Annotated in this window: 12 protein-coding genes and 8 pseudogenes; 9 read left to right on the forward strand and 11 right to left on the reverse strand. The window is 52.5% G+C overall.

What is annotated here, in order from left to right; translation table 11 throughout:
- Window positions 1–51: 51 nt before the first annotated feature.
- The 4 genes and pseudogenes from SYMBAF_RS17895 to SYMBAF_RS14050 form a co-directional block, all read left to right on the forward strand.
- Window positions 52–257 (forward strand): annotated as a pseudogene (locus tag SYMBAF_RS17895) (hypothetical protein); the annotation flags it as partial.
- Window positions 258–292: 35 nt separating this feature from the next.
- A pseudogene (locus SYMBAF_RS14040) lies at window positions 293–1,411 on the forward strand (IS3 family transposase); the annotation flags it as partial.
- 192 nt (window positions 1,412–1,603) lie between these two features.
- Window positions 1,604–3,409: a glycosyl hydrolase family 18 protein gene (locus tag SYMBAF_RS14045; RefSeq protein WP_082026798.1), complete on the forward strand. Its 1,806-nt coding sequence runs from the start codon at window positions 1,604–1,606 to the stop codon at window positions 3,407–3,409.
- A gap of 396 nt (window positions 3,410–3,805) precedes the next feature.
- The gene (locus tag SYMBAF_RS14050) at window positions 3,806–4,342 is read left to right on the forward strand and encodes a cytochrome b (RefSeq protein WP_040262584.1); all 537 of its coding nucleotides are present in this window, start codon (window positions 3,806–3,808) and stop codon (window positions 4,340–4,342) included.
- Window positions 4,343–5,650: 1,308 nt separating this feature from the next.
- Here the strand turns inward: SYMBAF_RS14050 and SYMBAF_RS14055 are convergent.
- Window positions 5,651–5,836, reverse strand: a pseudogene (locus tag SYMBAF_RS14055) (transposase domain-containing protein); the annotation flags it as partial.
- Window positions 5,837–5,867: 31 nt separating this feature from the next.
- Here SYMBAF_RS14055 and SYMBAF_RS14060 point away from each other — a divergent pair.
- From SYMBAF_RS14060 to SYMBAF_RS14070, 3 genes and pseudogenes are all read left to right on the forward strand, one after another.
- On the forward strand, window positions 5,868–6,236 hold the full coding sequence (locus tag SYMBAF_RS14060) for an MFS transporter (protein WP_082026807.1): 369 nt from the start codon (window positions 5,868–5,870) through the stop codon (window positions 6,234–6,236).
- Window positions 6,237–6,241: 5 nt separating this feature from the next.
- Window positions 6,242–6,994 (forward strand): annotated as a pseudogene (locus tag SYMBAF_RS14065) (SDR family oxidoreductase).
- A 38-nt stretch (window positions 6,995–7,032) separates the two neighbouring features.
- The gene (locus tag SYMBAF_RS14070) at window positions 7,033–7,308 is read left to right on the forward strand and encodes a hypothetical protein (protein WP_040262583.1); all 276 of its coding nucleotides are present in this window, start codon (window positions 7,033–7,035) and stop codon (window positions 7,306–7,308) included.
- A 102-nt stretch (window positions 7,309–7,410) separates the two neighbouring features.
- Here SYMBAF_RS14070 and SYMBAF_RS14075 read toward each other — a convergent pair whose 3' ends face one another.
- Together SYMBAF_RS14075 and SYMBAF_RS14080 are read right to left on the reverse strand one after the other, a co-directional pair.
- The gene (locus SYMBAF_RS14075; RefSeq protein ID WP_226020348.1) at window positions 7,411–7,575 is read right to left on the reverse strand and encodes a hypothetical protein; all 165 of its coding nucleotides are present in this window, start codon (window positions 7,573–7,575) and stop codon (window positions 7,411–7,413) included.
- 197 nt (window positions 7,576–7,772) lie between these two features.
- Entirely contained in the window at window positions 7,773–8,426 is a 654-nt protein-coding gene (locus SYMBAF_RS14080) for a recombinase family protein (protein WP_040262581.1), read from the reverse strand.
- A 166-nt stretch (window positions 8,427–8,592) separates the two neighbouring features.
- Here SYMBAF_RS14080 and SYMBAF_RS14085 point away from each other — a divergent pair.
- A pseudogene (locus tag SYMBAF_RS14085) lies at window positions 8,593–9,394 on the forward strand (DUF4158 domain-containing protein); the annotation flags it as partial.
- Here the strand turns inward: SYMBAF_RS14085 and yncE are convergent.
- From yncE to fes, 7 genes and pseudogenes are all read right to left on the reverse strand, one after another.
- Window positions 9,376–10,395, reverse strand: a complete 1,020-nt coding sequence (gene yncE / locus SYMBAF_RS14090; RefSeq protein WP_052447595.1) for a 7-bladed beta-propeller protein YncE — start codon at window positions 10,393–10,395, stop codon at window positions 9,376–9,378. The pseudogene SYMBAF_RS14085 and the gene yncE sit on opposite strands and share 19 nt — an antisense overlap.
- A gap of 120 nt (window positions 10,396–10,515) precedes the next feature.
- Window positions 10,516–11,358: an isochorismatase family protein gene (locus tag SYMBAF_RS14095; protein WP_040262576.1), complete on the reverse strand. Its 843-nt coding sequence runs from the start codon at window positions 11,356–11,358 to the stop codon at window positions 10,516–10,518.
- Window positions 11,359–11,370: 12 nt separating this feature from the next.
- A pseudogene (locus tag SYMBAF_RS14100) lies at window positions 11,371–12,968 on the reverse strand ((2,3-dihydroxybenzoyl)adenylate synthase).
- Between the two features lie 7 nt (window positions 12,969–12,975).
- Window positions 12,976–14,181: an isochorismate synthase gene (locus tag SYMBAF_RS14105; protein ID WP_040262574.1), complete on the reverse strand. Its 1,206-nt coding sequence runs from the start codon at window positions 14,179–14,181 to the stop codon at window positions 12,976–12,978.
- A 356-nt stretch (window positions 14,182–14,537) separates the two neighbouring features.
- Window positions 14,538–17,596, reverse strand: a pseudogene (locus SYMBAF_RS14110) (amino acid adenylation domain-containing protein); the annotation flags it as partial.
- 46 nt (window positions 17,597–17,642) lie between these two features.
- A complete protein-coding gene (locus SYMBAF_RS18535; protein WP_404829929.1) occupies window positions 17,643–17,774 on the reverse strand; it encodes an MbtH family NRPS accessory protein in 132 nt (43 codons plus the stop codon).
- Between the two features lie 52 nt (window positions 17,775–17,826).
- A complete protein-coding gene (gene fes, locus SYMBAF_RS14120) occupies window positions 17,827–19,203 on the reverse strand; it encodes an enterochelin esterase (RefSeq protein WP_226020349.1) in 1,377 nt (458 codons plus the stop codon).
- Between the two features lie 360 nt (window positions 19,204–19,563).
- Between fes and SYMBAF_RS18120 the strand changes: the two are divergent.
- Window positions 19,564–21,767 (forward strand): annotated as a pseudogene (locus SYMBAF_RS18120) (TonB-dependent siderophore receptor).
- A gap of 123 nt (window positions 21,768–21,890) precedes the next feature.
- On the opposite strand, the gene gltP reads toward SYMBAF_RS18120, so the two are convergent.
- Window positions 21,891–23,201: a glutamate/aspartate:proton symporter GltP gene (gene gltP, locus SYMBAF_RS14135; protein WP_040262570.1), complete on the reverse strand. Its 1,311-nt coding sequence runs from the start codon at window positions 23,199–23,201 to the stop codon at window positions 21,891–21,893.
- Between the last annotated feature and the right edge of the window lie 7 nt (window positions 23,202–23,208).

Raw genomic sequence — 23,208 nt, forward strand, 5'->3', positions numbered from 1 at the left:
GACGCATACGTTGAGCCACTCATCTGTAACCCGAACCGTTTTCCGTATTCCATGACGTATTTGCAAGGAGGGGCAATAACGAGTCTGCCAAATCCACTTTGTGTGAGCATTAATGTTTCCAAGGCAACGCTGGACATCGCTGCCAACAGTGATATTGCACAGTTTACGGTCAGTAATGACTCTGACAGCTTTGATGTCATTATTGCCGGACTGAGGCCGTCGCGCTGGTTTTGATGGAGGCCACGGGTGGGCTAGATGACCGGAATACTGTTAGGGCAAGAAGCCCAGTCTGCTGTTCAAGTGGAAAAAGCAGTACCAGGAAGGCTGTCTCGCGGCAGTAGCTGTTGGTGAAGAGGTCGTTCCTGCTTCAGCGTTAGCCACCGCTGTGAAACAAATCCGTGAGCTTCAGCGCCTTCTGGGTAAGAAAACAATGGAGAACGAGAGCCTGAAAGAAGCGGTGGAGTGCGGTCAGTCGCGAAAATGGATAGCGCATGCGCCCTGGTTACCAAAGGACAAAGAATAGCACAGGTTAGCCGGGCTTTAGGCGTGTCGCGTGCGCAGTTATCCCTTCGGGTCGATCGTCCCGTCGGCTGGCAGGACGGGCGCTGTAACAGACGGAATGAGGAAGCAGATGCACAACTGCTGCCGCGTATCCTCGCGATCATCAGCGATATGCCGGGTTATGGCTATCGACGGGGGTGGGCGATACTGCGGAAACAGTCGCGCAATGAAGGGCTTCCTCCCGTGAATGCCAAACGGGTTTATCGTGTGATGAGTGAGAACCGCCTGTTGCTGCTGCACGACAAACCACAATGTCCGCAGCGGGAGCATAATGGTAAAGTCGCGGTGGCAGAAAGCGAGTTGCGCTGGTGTTCAGATGGCGTCGAGTTCGGCTGTGATGATGGCAAAAAGCTGCGGGTGACGTTCGCGCTGGACTGCTGCGACAGAGAAACCATAGACAGGGCTGCCAGCACAGGGGGTTACGACAGCCGCACGGTACAGGATGTGATGCTGGGTGCAGTGGAAAAGCGGTTCGGTAATCAGTTAGCGGAAAAATCAATCCAGTGGCTGACGGACAACGGTTCGGCTTATGTAGCGCATGAAACTCGCTGGTTCGCGAGGGAACTGAATCTGGAGCCGTGCACAACAGCAGTGAGCAGTCCACAGAGCAACGGTATGGCTGAACGGTTCGTAAAAACGATGAAAAGTGGCTATATCACCTTCATGCCAAAACCGGATGTGAGAACGGCGTTGATAAACCTGGCGGCAGCGTTCGAGCATTACAATGAAAACCATTCACACAGTGCCCTGGGATACCTCTCGCCGAGGGAATACCGGAGCCAGCGGATAACGTTAACTTAGAGACAAAAGCTGTCTGGATATAGCAGGTCAAGATCAGAAAAACACATAATTCTACTAATTAGATGCATCACCAAATAAAGATAGTTCTTATAAGTGTCGACAATCCCCCCTATCAACAGTTCTTTATTCCCAATACTAGAACAATAAGAAAAATTATATTATGTGGACAGCTACTACAGATATAGCTGCCTTGACATATAGTTTGCTCTCTTTTCAGATTTAAACGGTTTTCGCTCTTAGTATGTTTAATTTACGTTTAAAATTAAAAGGATGCTCTATGAAGAAAATGACTGCTTTCCTACTTATCAGCAGTGCGCTGCTCACACCCTCAGCTTTTTCCGCTCAAGATAATCGAGCTATTAGCTATCTAACTTCTTGGGGAGTTCCAGAAAAAGCAGAAAAAGAAATAACACGCAGCCGCATTGACACCTTGCTGTTGTCCTTCGGCCAGTGGGATGCAAACGGGAATATTCAAATCTCAGACGAGATGGCTAACATTCCTACCAATTCCTATTGGATCCCTTCCTCTTACTTAACTTGGACGCAATTCAAACATGATAATCCGAGCCGAAAAATCATGGTGGCGTTCGGTGGCCAAAATTATGAATCTATCTGGGCCTACCTCACTACCCCTGAAAGCCGTGAAAAGATTGCTCAAGGCCTGGTGAATTTACTGAGCAAGGATTTCCCGGTATTCAAAAAATTGGAAGGGAACGGTCAATACCAGAAAGTCGCTAGCATCCAACTGGACGGGATCGATTTTGATTTTGAAAAAGCGGCGCGTGTGACGCCGGAAGAGAATGCCAATCTGTTGGATCTGGCTAAGCGCGTGCGTCAAAAAACCATGGCGTTGCCGAGCAAAAAGCTGCTGAGCCTGACAACCTATCATGTGGGTGCCGATCCGCTGGAATGCGCTAATCCGGCAATATCCCAGAATTGCTCCTATGTCGAACCAGCCCGCTCCAGTCACCATGGCGAAGTGCTGCCGATCCTTGAAAAGGGCAAAAACATTTTCGACTTCTTTAATGTTATGGCTTATGACGCGGGCAAATACTTTAAATTCGATGTCGCGATGAATAACTATGCACGCGCCGTTGGCAATCCAGCGAAAATTATTCTGGGTTCGACCATCAATGCCCAATGGGGGCCTGAGGGGAACTTTTTCGAAAGTTATCAAAATAACATAGAGCGCGCAGCGTGGCAGGCGCGTAATAACTTCGGTGGTTTCTTCGTCTGGACTTTGGGTGCAAACAATCACAGCATCTCTTTCGTCGATCAGATCAATTACCTTAACGCGATGAAAGAAGCGGCCAACGAAGCCACAGGCCATGACAACTCAGTGAAGCCTTCCGCCCCCACTGAGCTGAAAGCGACAGTCGAAAATGGCACCATCTCACTGAGTTGGCACGCACCAATAGGTAAAGACGTGGTAGGTTACCAAATCTACCGGGATGGCGTTAACTATAGCAGTGCCTCCAGCACCCATTGGGTTGAGCAGTCCGCACAACCCAATGTGGAGTATCGTTACTTGGTTAAAGCCAGGGATGCCGCAGGTAACCTTTCTGACGCCAGTAACGAGGTGGTGGAGAAAATCCAGCAGTCCGCAGAGCAGATAAAACCGAACACACCGGTGGGCCTGCACGTGGTATCTGCCGCTAAAAACAGCCTGAGCATCAAGTGGGAACCAGTGACCAACGTAACGATCAGGCACTATCACGTCTGGCGCGACAGTGTAGAGCTGCGGACTGTGACCGACAACCAATTTCTGGATACTGGCTTGGCCGCAGGTAAAACCTACACCTACCACATCATTGCAGAAAGCGATACTGGGGTTATGTCTCTAGCCAGCAGCACGTTGCGGGTGAAAACACACAATGACCCGGTGATACCAGAAGCCACAGAAAGCGACTGGAAGGTCGGTGTCAATTATAAGAGAGGCGATTTTGTTACTTACCAGGGTAAAAAATACGTTTGTCTACAAAGTCATATGGCCATGGCGCATTGGAATCCCGGCGTAGCGCAATCCTTGTGGCAAACCGTGCCATAAGCGCCCCCAGATAAGCCGGTATGGAAACCGGCTATTAATTTAGTCATGAAGGGATGACTGTAATAATCAGAGCGGGTATGCCACACAGCAACCGCAGGATGACTAAGATCCTATCCCACTAGGCGTACATTTGTTACAGCTAGTTAGGACACAGACAGCGCGCAACAACCATAGCGTAGATAGAGAGCGTCAGAGTTGCGATCACTGCCCAAGTCCAAAATGGCAAATCAAGATCGCCTAATGGGATAGGTTCTAAGGCGTATGGGGTAAATTATCCCCCTACACGATTATTCTATCCAGTTGGGCAACCGTTCATTATCAATTTGGCGGGCACCCCAATCCCATATCAGTAAAAATATATTCAGTATATAGCGATAGCTTTTTTTAGGGGTATTTATGCAACACCAAACTAGGGTGCCTAACGTTCGCACCCGTTATGATCTTTTTAGCCGAATACTGCATTGGAGCATTGCCGTGGTGATGATTTACGTTATGATCATCGGATATTCACTGCATTTTATACCAAATGAGCAGGTGTATACCTTTTTCTCAGAAACCAACATGTCATTGGCAACAGCATTGACGCCGCTGATGATGATACGCTTCCTCTGGCGTTATTTCAGGCCAGCAGTTCCCTATGGCGAGATGCTGAAAGGGCATGACAAGGGGCTGGTGCATTTATTGCACGAAATTTTCTACCTGCTTATTTTCGTGGTGCTTATCAGTGGGTTTTTAATGCTGGAAAAAGGATTTCAAATTTTTGGCGTTATAGACTTCCCAAGGCCGATCAGCAACGTGGAAGTAAACAGATTCTTTTTTAGCGTACATCGCGGTTCATGCATGGCGCTGGCGGGAATGATTATACTCCACGTGGCGGCAGTGATAAAACACCACTGTATTGAGAAAAAAGCGATTCTGCACCGCATGCTGTAACTACTCGCTGCCAATTGGGACGCTACATTTACTATTGGCTGAGACATAGCCAGTTTGAACACGGACAGTACACAACAATCGCATTGTACAGGGAGTGCGTGAGGAAGGGGAGTACTGTCCAGGGCCAAAATGGCAAATAAAATAACCCCATGAGAAAGGTTCTTAGTTTAAGTAAACGCATAACAGATCACTCTACCGGAGACAGGGGTCTCCGGCTGTTCTAATGGGTCTTCCAATCTCGAACACAGCACCATGTACCGCGAGACGCTAGGAAGATATCAAGCAACAGAATGCAATACGCTTAGTGGATCTCTGAAGTTTCCCCCTTCATAAGACACAACGCCTGGGCTACTGTATGCAATAGTTCCTTATTAATCAATTGAGTAGTAATGTAGAAGGTTCAGCAGGTACTGGGCTGTAGATAATGGCTTACTTTGTTTGACAACACTTTTATAAACTGATAGATGAGCGTTTATTGTTTATTTGAACTTCGTCACGTATTATCGGCTCACATGAGGTTCAGAGTACGCTTATCGCAACAATCTTGCATGGCCTGCGGAGTGACTTTTGTTGTTGTCATTCATCATCCTATCTCCCCAGGATGGGGGAAATCTCCCTGTTCTAGGACTAAGTCTTATTTCGGATAAATGACATATTGATTTATATTATATTTTTTCCACACTTAGAATAATAGTAGTTTGGTAGTTTGGTAGTTTGGTAGTTTGGTAGTTTGGTAGTTTGGTAGTTTGGTAGTTTGGTAGTTTGGTAGTTTGGTAGTTTGGTAGTTTGGTAGTTTGATGATATTAGAGAAGTTTATTTTATAGCTAATTAGAATTAATGCCTAAATATAGATGGAGTAAGCATGTCTGATTTTATTATTTTATTATTTTATTATTTTATTATTTTATTATTTTATTAATTATTGTTGCTATTTTATCGGTTATTTTACCTTTTATTTTTGTGCTCTATTTATAAATACCCCCTTCTTTCCGGCCATGCATGAGTAAAGTCGAACGGTGAATTTTATTCCCAGCAAGAACAGATAAAACCGTTAGAATAAAATTGAGCATTATCGCCTTAGTTGCTCACATCTACTAAAAACCACCTCTTTTATGTGTTTGTTGGGGCGTTTATGGGAAATAATAGATATGATGAACTTATTAACGGACAGTAAAAGGAATTAATTTTTGTTTATTGATCATTTTTATCGTTAATGATTGGCAAAAAAATTTTCTTTCCGTTTAGTGAGCGTTTTTATTTGTCAAATCCGGATCGGTTGTAAGCGTAAAGGCAGTGCCGTATTAACGGTTAATGAGAAGTGAGATCCACTTTCCAGGGCAGAAGTTCGGCCACTTTATTACAGGGCCACTCCGGCAGTACACTCAGGATATGACGCAGATAAGCCTCCGGGTCGATTCCGTTGAGTTTGCACGTACCGATCAGGCCGTACAGCGGTGCGCCGCGCTCACCACCATGGTCGCTGCCGAAGAAGATGCAGCTCTGGCTGGTACATCTGATGGGCACGATGTCGCTGATCCAGCGTATTGTTACCGGCGCGGTTATATTCGCGTTTTCACAGCTGCTTTTCTGGGTTAATGACTCTACCAGCGCGCTCTGGTGGGGATTTGTCACTGTGATATTCAGCGTTGCCGAGGCGATCTTGCTGCCCAACCTCAGTGTGCTGCTCGATCGGCTGGCGCCGGAAAAACATCGTGGTGCCTACCTCGGCGCGTCTACGCTGGTTATATTAGGTTTATCTCTGGGACCGTTTGTAGGCGGTGCGCTGCTGGAGTGGTACGGAAAAGCGGTTTTTTGCGTTATGGCGTTCGGTTGCCTCACTATTGCCGCGTTGCTACTGATTAATCGATCCGCAACCAATACCCGATTGGAATAACATCAATGAACAAAAACGTTACCCTAATTACTGGCGGCTCGCGCGGTATTGGCCGTGCCACGGCGCAGGCGCTGGCGGCCAGAGGCGAGGCGAGGCGATCTGCATCGTTTATCGTACGCGCGAGGCGTGCGCGCAGGAGGTTGTTGAAGCCATTCGTCAACTTGGCGGCGAGGCGCTGGCGATTCAGGCCGATATCGCCAGCGAAGAGCAGGTTGTCGCGCTGTTCCGGCGGATCGATGCGCAGCTTGGTCCCCTCACAGGTCTAGTAAATAATGCCGCCATGGTGCCCACAGGCTTCAATCGAAGCGTTAACCAGCGAACGGCTGGCGGCGATGTTCGCCACCAACGTGACGGGCAGCTTCCTTTGCGCACGCGAGGCGGTAAAACGCATGTCGCAGCGCCACGGTGGTCGGGGCGGTGCGATCGTCAACGTCTCTTCGGCGGCCTCACGGCTAGGCGCACCGCATGAATATCTGGATTACGCGGCGTCGAAAGGCGCCATCGACACCTTTACCACCGGCCTCTCTCTAGAGGTCGCGGCGCAGGGCATTCGCGTCAACGCGGTTCGGCCCGGCTTTATCTATACCGATATGCACGCTGACGGCGGAGAGCCGGGGCGGGTTGATCGGGTCAGGGAACTGATACCGATGAAGCGAGGCGGTACGCCGGAAGAAGTGGCGCAGGCTATCGTCTGGCTGCTGTCGGACAAGGCATCCTACGTGACGGGAAGCTTTATCGATCTGGCAGGCGGCAAGTAACGCAGGCCCTCCCGCATTGGCCGAGGGGCCATCGCTTAATGCGCGTCAATAAACACACGATGGAACAGATACTCACCACGACCGCAACCCTGGAACGGGGATACCTCGCTTATCAGGGCAATGCCCTGTCGGTGTTTGATGAACAAATAATCCGGCTGGGCCACTGGCAGGAATGCGTCGAAAACTTCAGGAAAGCACTGAATGCCGATGAGAACGTCATGCCAATGCAACGAGACTATGTTCATGAGGGGCTGATACGGATTGCCGATCGGCTCATGGATTTACAGACGAAAACCCAGATACATCGAAAATGACGTCTATGCCGGAACCCCCGAAAATTCCGCCTCGATTGTCACTTCTGGCGACAACTTATTTGGCTCTATGGGGCGAAGCTGCAAAATGCGACATTTGTCTCTTTAGCCAGTGGAGCTGTCGCCCGCCAGTGTTCTGATCCGCTGGCGTAGAGTCTCAACCGGCAGAGTCTCAATGTCCGGTAGCATGGTCACCAAGGACAATGCCTGGATAGCCAACACAATCGTCCTTGGCGGCTTACTCTGCTCATAACGGATGTAGGTACGCATCGATATACCAAATTCCTCCGCTGCCCGTTCCTACGTCCAGTCAAGCCCCATCCGCCAAAGTTTCAACTCGAATCCCGTCATCGTTCACCCACTCACTTTAATATGCCATTTTGTCACACTATACCTTTATAATCTTGTTTTTCACACCAGGCAAAATATTGGCGGGTTCTCGTTTGGGTCAGTTTGGATATCGAAAATTATTTAAGAGTATTAAATAATTTATTTTGCTTATATATAGCCTGTATTCGACATATTTGTGAACAACTATATCCGGTAGCATCAGCTGTTTCACTAATACTCAGTTTCTTAATCTGCCGGTAGTACAGGACTTTCTGGTGACGCTCACTATCGGCTTGTTTACCCCGGTACTTCCCCAACGTATGTGCGCGTTCAATTCCCTGTTTTTGCCGCTGACGGCGACTCGGCCAGTCCTTATGTGACATTGTGGCCATCAGGTCGATAAGCATGTTATTAATGGCGGTTATCACGGCGCGGGTGATCGGGTCAGCTTGCGAAGGGTCTTTCTCTGACAGCGCCTGCAATGAAGTGGGGACATCCAGGCTGACAATCCGCAGTTCGTGTTGTTCGATCTGCTTTTTCAGCGTCATCCAGTCGCTGTTGCTGAGACGGGTCAGGCGGTCTATCTGCTCGACCAGCAAAATATCATTGCGGTGACTGTCCATCAGTAAGCGCCCCAGTTCCGGGCGGTCAAGTTTTGTCCCACTAATGTTTTCACGATAGTAGCTGGCGATTTTATGTCCCCGCTCCTGGACGAACTGCTCCAGCATCTCTTTTGCCCGATCGGCGAACTGATCTTCCGTCGATGCCCTTAAATAAGCTCTGATGAACATTTTTCACCGCATTATCGCATTTAGGTTATTGCATTTACTCTATCGCATATAGGTTATGTCATTCACCGTGTGTCGCCACGTTTTGGTTATGCCGTCAGGGTGTACCCTTATGCGATAACCATTTTTGTTAAAGATACTGAGTGTAATAATTTACAAAGTAAACTATATGGCACGGATGCAGATCCTTTCACTGTCGGAAAGAGAATCATTACTGGCATTACCCGACGATGAGTTAACGCTGACCCGAATGGCGTATTTCAGTGAGCAGGATCTGGCATTTATTAATGCTCACCGTAAACCCACCAGTCGGTTTGGTTTTGCCGTTCTTCTCTGTTATCTAAAAAATGTCGGTTTTGCTCCGGATAAAAAATCGTCCCCTCACGCAGAATTACTCAGGATCATCGGTGCCCACCTTAAACTTTCAGCAGAACTCTGGCCGGAATATATTTCCAGCCGTGATACCACCCGGCGTGAGCACCTGAGTGAACTTTATCGCTATCTGGAACTGAAGACCTTTAACGGGGCGCTTCAGAAAGAATGCATCCAGTATCTGCTCCCTCAGGCCACCAGAACAGATCGGGGCATGTTGATCGCAGAGGAATTACTGATGCATCTGCACCAACGGCGAATTATTGTTCCTGGTATTGATGTTGTGGAACGTACCTGTGCTGAAGCAATGACGCTGGGTGATAAAGCGGTTTATACCACGTTGAATGCGCAAATCAGCGCTTGAGGCGCTACTGGTGACAACTGAAAAACAAATCTCCCGTTTGACATGGTTGCTTCAGCCTCCAGGAAAAATCAATGGAAAGAATGTTCTGCAACATATAAATCGCCTTAACACCATCGAAGCACTGGCGATACCGGAAGGTGTGGAGAGAACCGTTCACCAGAACCGGCTACTGAAACTCGCGCGGGAAGGCCGCAAAATGAGCAGCCGCGAGAGCCGTTACTTCAGCGCGATGCGCATCACATCATCCGGCGCACTGGCTTCTTTCTCGCGGCTGGCAGCCTGTTTGATGCTGATATACAGCGTTTGACCATCCGCAGACAACGCCAAGCTATTCGGGTGGGTCGGCGTTTTGATGGTGTTTAGCAGGTGGTGACTCTGGGCATCGATCACGCTCACTTCGCCCGCCTGACGGGGGGTCACATAGACTTCATTGCGCACAGGGTTGAACAGTACTGCCAGCGATTCAGGCACATCGATCTTACCCAGTATGTTGCCGTTGCGGGTGTCTACCACCAGCACCTGCGGCTGCTTGGAGTCAGTGATAAATGCACGATGGGTAGCGATATCCAAGCTGATGTTCAAGAAAAAGTGTTCTTTGGATGCGTCCAGCTTTTTACGCGACAACACCTTGTTGCTTTTGGTGTCGATGGTCACCAGTTCGCCGTCAGCATTGGTCACAAACAGGCGGTTGGCGGCCGAGTCCAACGCCAGGCCAGTGCCTAACTTACCGGTATGAGTGATGGTGGTACGCAGGGTCAGATCCTCGCCATTCACTACCCATACTACGCTAGATCCGCCCACTCCAGTGATGTATAGGGTATCGGTGTCGGCATCCACCACCAACTCACACGGTGCCAATGGCTTTACAGTTTCGCTGCCTTTGCGCGAGTCCAGCACCAAGCGTCTCATGACCTTACCGGTTTTGGTATCGATAGCAGTTATCGCACTGTTCACCCTGTTGCTAAAAAACAACATATTGGTTTTGTTGTTGATGGAAGCGCCTAACTGATTGATATCATTATGGATAATCTGCGTCACATCCAGTGTGGCCGGGTTCAGGCGATAGACCACGCCGCCCTTGTCCAGTTTGCGACTTTGCGAGGTTGCCAGATACAGTGCATCCTCGCCCTGGCTATACACCAGTTCACAGGCACCTTTGCCAATCGGCTTACGCAGTACTTCCCGCGCGGTTTGCGCCGACAGTGAGCCGGAAAATAGCACTATAGACAGCAGCATCAGCGGGAATGTCGCATTTTTTCCTTTTTTAATCAATTATTTAATTGTCATCTCCGTATAGTGAAAATCAATGTGCTGCCCAACCAGCGCCGGGCAACGGTAACAGCATTTGTGTCAATATCAGGTTTTGTCTGCGCACAGCAGCGCCCACCAACTGTCGATGGTCGGATTGCGGGCAAGTGCGATAAAGTCGATATCACGCCAACGGGCGGCCAGTTCCATGATGCGTACCGAATCCAGTCCGTAGTCGATAAGGTTTTCATCGTTGCCCATATCTTCGCTATCTTCATCCAGCAACGGCAGGATCTGCTGGCGCAGCGCTTCTTTGCTGACGATGCCCGGCAGCAAAGAAGCTGTGGTCACTACCTGCCCACAGCACTCGGCGGTGTAACGCAGCGCCATCAGGTGTTTTTCACGCGAGAAGTCCGCTAGGCCATCGGACACCATAAACGGCTGGATGTCGCGCATGAAGGCATCGATGGCGGTGGTCAGGCAGCCGATGTGAGCGTATATACCGCAGATGATCAGTTGATCGCGGCCAGCACAGTGCAGGATTTCCTGTAGCGGCGAACGGTGGAAGGCGCTGTAGCGCCATTTATCCAATACGTTGTCATCTTCATCCGGCGCTAACGCGGCGATAATTGCCTGCTGCTCTGGATGCTTGTTCAAACCCGGCCCCCACAGGTCGTTCAGTAGCGCGCGATCTTCATCGCTTTGCTGGTTCGGTTGGGCAGTATAAAACACCGGAATACCCTGCTGTTTACAATAGCGGCGCAAGTTGGCGATGTTTTCTACCACATGTTTGATCAGCAAGCTGTCTGTCCCCCAGAAGTTGAGGAAATACTGCTGCATGTCGTGGATCAGCAGCGCGGCGCGCGGCGATTCCAGTCGCCAGTTGACTTTGTTGTCCGGCAATTGGTTGGCGGTAGGCAGCGCGTAATCATTCAGTTCTGGAATAGTCATCAATTCATTTCTCTAAGCCTGTTGTTGCGTTTCAAGGCGCTGGCGCAAGCGTTTTTTGTCCACTTTGCCAATCGCTGTCAACGGTGGTTGTCTATCTGAATAAAACGATCTGGCAATTTGAAATCCGCGACCCCCTGCTCGCGCAAGTGACGACGCAGCACCACCGCCTTCAATGGGGTGTCAGCGATGATATAAGCACAGCTTTTTTCGCCCATTAGCGCATCCGGCATCGATACCAGCGCCGCGTTGATCGCCTCTGGATGACATAGTAACAAGTTCTCGATCTCTTCAGCGGCGATCTTCTCACCGCCACGGTTGATCTGATCCTTCTGGCGCCCCTGTACGGTGAGGTAGCCATCTTCACTGAGGCTGATCAGGTCACCAGAGCAGTAAAAACCCTCAGCGTCGAAGGCACTGGTGCTGTGCTGCTGGCTGCGGTAGTAGCCACGGAAGGTATAAGGGCCACGAACCATCAAGCGCCCCACAGCCCCTATTGGCAGTGGGTTGCCATCATCATCCGCGACCCAAACTTCGTCATCTGGCGACATCGGCCGTCCCTGAGTGGTCAGGATATGCTGCGGATCATCGTCCAGGCAGGTGTCGTTCACCAGCCCTTCCGCCATGCCGAATACCTGTTGCAATTGGCAGCCAATTTCGGTCTGAATGCGTGCTGCCAGGGTTTCCCCCAGTTTGGCACCGCCCACCTGTAGCAGTTGCAGGCTGGCCAACGCGGCGTTGCTGCCCCACTCTTCGATCGCCTGTAGCCACAACGTCACCGCTGGCGGCACCAGCGCCGTCACGTTGATACGGTGTTGTTCGATCAGGCGGAAGCACTGCGTGGCATCGGGATCGGTGGCAAACACCACCTGCCCGGCACCGTAAAACACCCCTAGCACTCCCGGCGAACTCATCGGATAGTTATGGCCGACCGGCAAGGCGCACAGGTAGCGGGTCTGTTGGTCGAAACGGCGGATCTTGCTGTAGTCGTCGTCGTTGTGGGTCCGTGGGATCAGCTTCGGTGTGCCAGTGCGGCCACCGGAAAGCTGGAAAAATGCCATTTGGTCGGCGGCAGAGGGCACAGCGACAAAGCCGTCGCTGGTCTCTTCCAGCCAGTGGGTTAGCGCCAATTCACCCTGCTGTTGGTTGCGCAGTGCCACTACGCGCAGTGACGAATGTTGCGCACGAAAATGCTTCAGGAAGCTATCGTCGGCAAACAAGGCATGTTCACGATCGGCAATCAACAGCACCGGTTTGATCTGAGTTGCGTAGGCGTTCAATTCACTGCGCTGATGGCTGAACAGTGCATTGACCGCCGCTACGCCAATTTTCAGCAACGTGAAAAACACCACGTAGAATTCCACCACATTGCCCCATTGCACCAAGGCGGTATCACCGGGTTGCACACCACGGCGCAACAACGCCGCCGCTAAACGCTCGGAAAGCTGGTTCAGTTCGCGGTAGCTCAGGCTACAACGGGCATCGGTCATCGCCAGAGCGTCGTTGGTGGCCTGACGGTCAAGAATATCTGTTAGCGGCTGGTCAATCCAATAACCGCGCTCACGATATCGGCTGGCAAATTCTGCTGGCCAGGGAGTAAAGATAATGCTCATGTTGTTACTACCCTTGATGTAACCCAAAAGCACGCAGGATGGTGCTGAGTTTGGTGTCTGTTTCATGCCATTCAGATTCGGGGGAAGAGCCAGGCACGATGCCAGCTCCAGCGAACAACCGCACTTGGTTGCCGTCGACAGTGCCACAGCGGATAGTGACCACCCACTCACCGTTGCCCACAGCATCGCACCAACCCACAATGCCGCCGAACAGGCCACGATCAAACGGTTCCAACTGTTTGATCAAGGCATGCGCGGCTGCGGCTGGCATGCCACACAGCGCTGGGGTTGGATGCAGCAAGCAGGCCAGCGACAATGCGCTTTCGTCGCGCGAGGCCACTTCTCCATCGATCGGGGTGGAAAGATGCCACAGCGTGGTGGTTGTCAACAGTTCAGGGAACTGAGGCACGTTCAGGTAGTGGCTGCGGCTGGCCAGCACCTGCCGTATGCCTTCGGTGACGATGCGATGCTCGTGACGATCTTTCTTTGAGGCCATCAATTGCTGCCCAACCACTAGGTCGCATTCAGCATCGGCCACACGCCGGGCAGAGCCAGCCAACGGGTTAGAATAGAAGCGTCCGTTAGATTGGCGTAGCAACAACTCAGGGCTGGCACCCAGTAACGCCCCCCGTTCCAACGGCACATGGAAATGGAAGCCGTGAGGGTTCTGCACGATAACGCGCGCCATCAGCGCATGGCAATCCACCGGCTGACAGGTCTCAATCTCCAGCAGGCGCGATAATACCACTTTGTCCAATTGCTCAGTTTTCATCGCCACGACCGCATCGCTCACCATCTGCATAAAAGACTGCTGGGTCGGCACTTCGGCAATGCTGGCGATTTCTGGCCCGGTCGCCAGCGGCGATAAACCCGCTACAAAGGCGGCACGGTCAAAGCAGCGGCTTTCATACGGGATAAACAATGCGGAAGGCTGCTGGGTATCGAACGGGATAGCACCACACAGTAGCGGTTGCTTTATGCCCGCCACGCGCGCTTCGGCAAATGCCTGGCGCACCTGCTGCTGAAATTTACCTTGGAGATCACCACCTTCTGCCGCCGGTTGCGTCACTTGAGTAAAACAGCCAGCGGTGATCAGGCTGCGGAAGGGAGAGGTAAAGAAGAAGCCTGATGTAGGGGAAATGTCAGTGCAACATTGTTTAGCAACGCTATTTTGCAGTGCCTGTAGACTAGTACCCTTCGCGGTAATGCTCATTGCAACACCTTATTTTATTGACTGATAAATATGATAATGATAATTATTTATACGATAAATTGTTCTCTGAGATTCGCCGTGTCAATAAATCTAGCCACATCCTACACATCAAAAGAACGCTATAGAGACGGTGGATTTCAACATGCCAATGATAAGCATTATTATTTAAATCTACAGCTCATTTTATGCGGTATGTGACTTTTAACCGCTAATGGGTTGCACCTCCGGCTTACTTAACCGAACCTGGCGCAGCCCGGTCATGGTGAAGGCCAGCAGAATACCGCAAGCCACGGTGCCAAAGCTGCTGGCGCTGATCGCTGGCAGCATAAATGCCCCCATCGTTCCGAGCAACAGCACGCCCAGCGCATCGCCAGCAGCGAGTGACCACCCAAGACGAAGAAATCGTCGTCAGCGAACACCTGCTCACGCTGTAACAAACGGACAAACACCACAGCAATGTCAGCTTCCCGCCCGGCCTGTGGCTCGCGGCCAATCTTGCGATCGCTATTCTGCGGCTGCGGTAATGCCTGACGATCCATCTGGCCGTTGGCGCTCAGCGGCAGTTCATCCATTTCCACCAGCGCCACTGGCACCCTATGCGGTGGCAGGCGATCGGCCAGCACCGCACGCAGCACCGCCAGATCCCATGCCACGCCCGGTTGTGCCACCAGATACCCCACCAGTTGGCGCGCGTCCCCCCCCTCTGCACTGGCGTACCTTGCAGCACTAACGCATGGGTCACCGCTTGGCGCACACCCGGTAGTGACAGCAATGCATGATTGATTTCACTCAGCTCAATGCGCTGCCCACGAATTTTCAGTTGATCATCGCTACGCCCCAGATATTCCACCTCGCCACCCGGCAGCCAACGCGCCACATCGCCGGTGCGATACATTCGGCCGCCCTCGCCTTAGGGATCAGCCACAAAGTGGCTAGCGGTCAATTCTGCCCGCCCAAGGTAGCCCCGCGCTAACTGGATACCAGTCAGGTATAAATCGCCTGCCACGCCAAGCGTTACTTGCCGTAGGCCTGCATCCAGAATACGTAGGCTGGTGTTCCACACTGGCTGGCCAATCGGCACGTTGGCACCGGTCACCCGCGCCAGCGCGGTGCCGTAGGTAGGATGCCAGGTGACATCCACCGCCGCCTCAGTCGGGCCTTACAGGTTATACAACGGCAGCGCAGTGCGGCTTTGCCACAGACGGCACAACTCTGTTGGCAGCGCTTCACCACGACAGAATACCTGACGCAATGAGGCGCAAGCAGCTATCGCTTGTTTGCCGTCCAGCGTGGCGACAAACGCTGCCAACATCGACGGCACAAAGTGCATAGTGGTAACCCGGTTCTGGGCGATCAACTGCTGTAGCTGTTCTGGATCGCGGTGCGCCTCTGGCGGTGCCATCACCAACCGTGCACCTACCATCAGCGGCCAAAAGAACTCCCAGACCGACACGTCAAAACTACACGGCTTTTTTTGCAGCACTACATCATCCGCCACCAACGGATACTGATGTTGCATCCACAGTAGTCAGTTGACGAGCGCCTGATGGCTGATCAGCCCCCCTTTCGGCCGGCCCATGGAACCTGAGGTAAAGATGATATAGGCCGCGTGATCCGGCGTCGGGCCAGTAACCACCACCCCGGCTGCGTGGTCAGTCGGCAGCGGCGCATCGTACAGCAGGACGTCGCGCTGACCAGCAAAGCGCGCTTGCTGAGCCGGGTGGGTGACGATCAGGCGCGGTGCAGCGTCCTCCAGCATCATTGCCAGCCGTGCGTCTGGATAGCCGGTGTCCAGCGGCAGGTAAGCGGCTCCCACCTCGACAATGGCCATCAGCGACAGGAATACCGAACGCGGCAGCATCACAGCCACAATATCTCCTGTCCGCACGCCCTGAGCAGTCAATTGACGCGCCAACGCACCAACCTGCTCGCGGATTTCACGATAGGTGAAGCTGACGTGGGCATCCGCCAATGCCTGTGCTTGCGGCGTGCGCTGGGCCTGTTGCGCCAGCAGTTCGCTGAGGGTGGTCGCTGGTACCGGATGCACGGTATCGTTGATCCGTGCCAGCAAAGCGTGGTCTTCAGGAGTCAGCATGTCGGCTTCGCCGATCGGTAGATCCGCCTGAGCAGCAAATGGTGCCAGCAGCAGCGGTAGGCGTTGCAGATGAGCCTGCAATTCCTGGTGACTGTAGCGTTCAGCGTTAGCCAGCAGCTCAACTTTCAACTGATTGTTCTCACCAATAAACAGCACGATCTCCAGATCACGCTCTGGCCCGGAGGCCAGATCATGGGTAATGCCTGCAATGCCAGCGAAATCCAGTTGATATTCAAACATCTTGAAGTTGAATACCGTGCCATACAGTGGCTCGGCATCGCCGATATGCCCCAGATCACGCTGCACCTGTTCAGCGTCATAACGCTGGTGACGGCGTACACCCTTTAGCTCGCGGCTAATGCGCGCGGCGGCCTGATACAGTGTGGCTTGGAGTTCGAGATGCATTTCCATCGGTAGCACGTTGATCACTGGCCCAGCGGCGCACAGCGCGACCGAGCCGGTACGGCGCATGAATATAAAACCGGCGCTGAAGCAGGGTTGACCTCTCAGATGCGATACCCATAGCGCCAGCAACGCCACCGCCACATCAGTAGCGTTCAGCTTTTGTTGGCCAGCGGTATACACCAACGTGGCAAATGCCTGCTTATCGCAATGCTGTTCGAGGCGGTGAATACGCGGCGTTGGCACTTGGCCAGCCAGCGGCTGCGAGCAAATCGTCGTCACTGGCGGTAATTGGCGCGCTTTGTCGAACCCAAAATCGGCATCGCACTGCCATGCGGGTGCCTGCTGATAAGCCTGATACTCCGCCACTGCCTCGCTGAACGGGGTAAAGGGTGTCGGCTCCTGCGGCTCATCGCAGCAAAGGTGGGTATATATCGCAGCGATGCGGCGAGCGATGGCGGTAAAGCTGCAGCCATCCACCAGCATGTGATGATAGCGCTGATACCAGAACCAGCGATTATCTGCCAAACGCATCAGCACATGGCGGTACAGCCGTTTGCCATTCGCAGCGCGTAACTCATCGGAAAGGTCAATATCCATCAGCCCCCGCGCAGCAGCCTCAGCGTCCGGTGAAGACGCCAGATCGACAAATTCCGGTTCACGCACCGTCAGCCACTCATCCAGCCACTGTACCGGCACACCGTCGCGTTCCTCAAAGCGCAGCCGCAGCGTATCCACTTCGTTGAGACCCAATCCGATAGCCTGCAACAGCCGGGCTGAGTCGATCGATCCGTTGAATTCAACATAATGTGCAACGGTATAGGCGTTACAGTGCGAGGAAATTTGATCGGCCATCCAGATGCCGGGCTGATCCGCAACCAGCGGCATTTCGCCGACAATTAGCCCAGGGGTAGACATGGGGGATATGCACGATGTTGCTGCTCCCTTTATTGCTTGATACCGATTATGCGCTAGGCGGTAATACTGGCTGAAGATCCTGCCAATGCCGTTCCAACCACTCGGCACACTCGGTGCGCGCCGCTGGCCCGAATGCTACCGTCCAGTGAGCAGAGACCGCACAGAAATCCGGCCACAAGCTGTATTGTTATTGTTGTTCGTTACGTAGCACCAGGCTACGTTGCTGTGGTTCATCGAATGGATTCAGGTTTTCCATTCTGCCCCCCTTGTGTTGATGAAAGAGCTGGCTCCAACTGCACGGGACCGCTGGTAGCAAAGGATACGGCCCACACCGCCTGTAATCCGTCGGTTAGACCACCGCGCCAACAAAGCGCATCGTGTCCTCCTTCTACTACCCGGTAATGCACCCGATGCCCGGCATGGCTCAACAGCGTCGCCATTTGGCCACTGACTCGGTACACCAGCGTTTCATGCGAGCCAGCTTCCATAAACACTTTCAGCGCACCGGAATGACCCAAACCATGTTTTTCCACCTGTTGTATCAACCAACCAGCATCGTCCGGCATGGTCGGCTGCTGTAGCATGTCGCGCCGTGGCCACCAGAATGAACCGGACTGGCTGATCACCGCGCCAAAGCGCTGTGGCCAACGCAACCCGGCATACAGGGAAGACAGCCCACCGAAGCTCTGCCCCGCGACTACTGTGTTGGCGGGGCTGTCGCTGTATGACGCCCACTCGGCCACCTGCGGCATCAGTTCTTCCTGCACTGCCAACCAGAAATCTTCTTTGCAGGTCAGTTCGCGCGCACGCTGCTTCAGATCGATAACGTCGATCAGCACATATACCGCTTGCGGCAGCGCGCCCCCGCGTGTCAGTTGCATCAGCGGTTCCCACACCGGCATCTGCTGCGCCCAGAATTGACCATCGAGCAGAATAGCCAGTGGGCGTTCGGTTGGCTGGCTATCGCCGGTGGTATAGATCCAGACGTTGCGGCTGTTGCCCAGCCGCTCACTGCACCAGGTATGACGTTGCAGACGCGCTGGCGGTGCTGGCGTACAACGCCCGCTGGTGATCTCATACTCATCGAATGCGCGCCATGCCGGCTGCGGCGGCGCTTCCGGCAGATGCAGGCCAGAGAGAAAGTGGCCGCTAGTACCCGACCAAGCACGGCGAGGATTGAGTAGATCATGCGTGGCGCTGGCAGACACCTGATACCACCAGTGGCGCATGTTGTGCATGTTGCCGTGGGCGTCATCGCTGCTGAGCTCTGGCAGACACTCATCAAAGCAGGGAATAAAACAGTAACTACCACGCCAGTCACCGTTCAGCTCTGTCTGCCAATACCAGACGTCGGTACCATTCAGACGTTGCAAGCTCTGTGGGGGATTCGGCTGATGATGGTCAGTCAGGCAGTTAATGTGCACCCATACCCGCTGGCAGTTGGAAGTTAACTCGCATCCCTGGGGATCACGCCAGAAAAACGTAACTCGCCATCGGCCATTATCCGCTGGTTCCATCCACGGGGTGCCGCGACGAACCACTTGCAACCACCAGCCCGGGCTACCGGCATGGGGGCTGGTCAATAATTTGCTGCTTTCTATATTCACAATGCCTATCCGTTTTGTCGTTGGCGGTTCAGATAAACATTGGTCTTATCCGTAACGATAGGAGAACTAGCCTAGACGCAATGTAACGCAATAAGAAGAATAATATTGATACTTATTTGCATTTACAATGGTGTATTAACCTTGGAAACCGTGCAGAAATTGCACAATGGCGAGGGATGCTAGATACACAAGGTTATATCCCCTGCCGCAGCTGATTTCTTAATGCCTCAACCACGCAAAAACTACCACCACTCTTCCCGCTTCGCGCGGGTTATAGCAGCAAAGTAGGACACACCAACGAACCGCACATTATCTCGTTATTCTTTAGCCACTATCATTGGGTTAGGGCTAACATCAGCGATGGCCAACGCCACGTAGCAGACAGACACCACCACCGAAGAAAACACCAGTTCAGCCGATAAAAAACTACGAGCGGAAGACACCATCGTGGTGGCCGCTGCCAGGCAGAACTTGCAGGCACCAGGGGTTTCCACCATCACCGCCGAAGACATCAAGAAACGCCCGCCGGCGCGTGATATCAACGAATTGATCCGCACCATGCCAGGGGTTAACCTGACGAGCAACGCCAACAGTGGCCAAGGTGGCAACAACCGCCAGATCGATATTCGCGGCATGGAGCCAGAAAATACCTTGATCCTGATCGACGGCAGACCCGCCTCTAGCCGCAACTCGGTGCGTCAAGGCTGGCGCGGAGAGCATGATACACGCGGTGATACCGCCTGGGTGCCGCCTGAAATGATCGAACGCATTGATGTGCTGCGCGGCCCCGCAGCAGCGCGTTATGGCAGTGGTGCTGCTGGCGGCGTGATCAATATCATCACCAAGAAGACCAGCAACGCATTACACGGTACGCTGAACGGCTATTTCAACCTACCCCAGCATAAGCAGGAAGGTGCCGCTAAGCGCACCGACTTCAGCCTGTCCGGCCCATTGAGTGATCAATTGAGTTTCCGTCTGTTTGGCGGCTACAGCAAAAGGCAGGCCGATGCATGGGATATCAATGCACCCTATAAATCTGAACGTGTACCTACCCATATCAATAGCATTCCCGCTGGGCGCGAAGGCGTCATCAATAAAAACATTGATGCACTGCTTCACTGGGACTTCGCCCATTTGCAGTCGCTGGAGTTCGAATATGCCTATGACCGCCAGGGCAATTTGTATGCCGGGGATACCCAGAACACCAACACCATTGCGCTGGTGCAAAGTAACTCCGGTAAAGAGACCAACCGCATTTATCGCGAAAACTACGGTTTGAACTACCACGGTGCACAATGGCGTCAGCACCAACAACTACGTGCAATTTGAGCGCACCCGCAATACCCGCCTGAACGAAGGGTTGGCCGGCGGCCCCGAGGGCATCTTTAATCTCAAGGATCCTGGTTTCAGGACCACCAAACTGGACAGTTTCCTGGCACACAGCGAAGTCAATATGCCGCTTGAACTCGGCGTAACACAAACCGCTACTCTGGGTGCCGAATGGAACCAGCAGCACATGAAAGATGCATCGTCAACCAGTCAAAAGCTGGTGGGAAGAACCTTACCCGGCCGAGAGAGCGGCACTCGTAGCCCTTATGCTTCTGCCCATGTCTTTTCACTGTTCGCCGAAGACAATCTGGAACTGACCGACAGTACCATGTTGACGCGGGCCTGCGTTACGGTATGCACTCCAAGGCTGGCAACAACTGCAGCCCATCACTGAACTTGTCGCAGGAAGTAGGCGACAACTTCACCCTGAAAATGGGCATCGCCCACGCCTATAAGGCACCTAACCTATTCCAGACCAACAAAAATTATTTGCTGTACAGCCAAGGCCAAGGTTGCGTGGGCAGCGATATCGTCAATAGCTGTTACCTGATTGGCAACGACAATCTGAAAGCGGAAACCAGCGTCAATAAGGAACTCGGGCTGGAGTTCCATAACGCTGGCTGACGTAACCTACTTCGGCAACGACTATCACGAAAAAAAACGAAGCGGGCAGGGCCAGGATCGCCACCAGCAGCTCCGGTACAGCAGTTTATCCGTGGGAAAACGTGCCGAAAGCGGTAGTCCAAGGTCTGGAAGGTACGCTGAACGTACCTGTTAGCGAGAGCGTCTCCCGGAGCAACAACGCCACCTACATGATCGAAAACCAGAACAAGAGCACCGGCGATTACCTCTCGGTGATCCCTAAGTTCACCCTCAAATCGCCCCTGAGCTGGCAGGCCACCCAGGATTTGTCGATACAATCCACTCTGACTTGGTACGGCCGTCAAAAGCCGAAAAAGTACAATTATCAGGGCAAACCGCTTACTGGATCTGAAAAACATGAAGTCAGCCCTTACGCCATCGTGGGGGCCAGTGCCAGCGATGGCCTGACCAAAAACGTTAGCGTCACCGCCGGGATCGAGAACCTGTTCGACAAACGCCAGTTCCGCGCTGGCAACGCGCAGAACACCGGTAACCCAACAACCGGCTTAATTAACATTGCCGGTGCAGGTGCGGCTACCAACAACGAACCGGGCCGAACCTATTACCTTAGCATTAACAGCCATTTCCGATAGCCATAAACCAATGAAAAGGGGCATTGCCCCTTTTCATGCCGACCTCCGCTCAGTTTTTTAATGGGGGAATAGCGGATAACAAAACGCCCCCAGAGTGAGGCTGGGGGCGTTCGCGGATTAAGGCTAATTGGCCGATTGGGCTTTATCCGAGAGGAGTTCCTGCTCATAAGCCAGCGCCTTCTTGCGATCGAACTGGTGCTCCCATTTGGCAATGACCAGCGCCGCCAATGCGTTACCCACCACGTTTAAAGCAGTACGCGCCATATCAAGGATACGGTCAACACCAGCGATAAACGCCAGCCCCTCCAACGGGATGCCAACGCTGCCCAATGTGGCAAGCAACACCACAAAGGAAACGCCGGGTACACCCGCGATACCCTTTGAGGTGACCATCAAGGTCAGTACCAAGATGATTTCATGGCCCAGCGACAGCTCAATCCCATACAGCTGTGCAATAAAGATAGCGGCAATGCTTTGATACAGGGTTGATCCGTCCAGGTTGAAGGAATATCCGGTAGGCACCACAAAGCTGACGATCGACTTAGGCGCGCCATAAGCCTCCATCTTTTCAATGATGCGCGGCAGCACCGTTTCTGAACTGGCGGTAGAGTAGGCTAGGATCAATTCATCCTTCAGAATGCGGATCAGCATCCAGATGCGTAGGTTGCATAAACGCGCAACCACGCCCAATATCACGAAAGCAAAAAAGGCGAGGGCGAAATACACCAAGAGCACCAATTTAGCCAACGGCAGCAGCGAGGTGAAGCCGAAGTTCGCCACCGTCACCGAGATTAAGCCAAACACCCCGATTGGCGCGTAAAGCATAACCATGTGGGTGACCTTGAACATGCTCTCTGAAACCGCTTTAAACATCTTCAGGAACGGTTCTTTGGTTTCCTTCGGCAATGAAGATAAGCCTAGGCCAAATAACACCGAGAAGAAGATGAGCGGCAGCATGTCCCCCTTGACCATTGATGAGAAGACGTTAGATGGGATCAACGACAGGATGGTGACCACCAGACTATGCGAACCACTCTGCACATGCTCGGTGGTTTTCTCGTACTGCGAGATATCCACTGTGGTCAGCGTCGACATATCGATGCCGTGACCGGGTTGAAAAAAATTGGCCAGTGTTAGCCCTACCACTATGGCGATCGTGGTGATCACTTCGAAATATATAATCGTTTTTAATCCGATGCGCCCTAACTTCTTCGCATCTCCTACCCCAGCAATGCCGACGATCAACGTGGAAATAACAATCGGCACGACAATCATTTTAATCAGACGAATAAAAATATCGCCCGCAGGGCTGAGAATATTGCTGACCAACCACTCACGCGACTCGACCTGATTATGCAATACCGCACCGACAATAATACCCAACACCAACGCTATCAGTATTTGCCATGCAAGGCTAATTTTTACACTTTTCATACCCAAA

This window comes from Serratia symbiotica (genome assembly GCF_000821185.2).
GTDB lineage: Bacteria > Pseudomonadota > Gammaproteobacteria > Enterobacterales > Enterobacteriaceae > Serratia > Serratia symbiotica.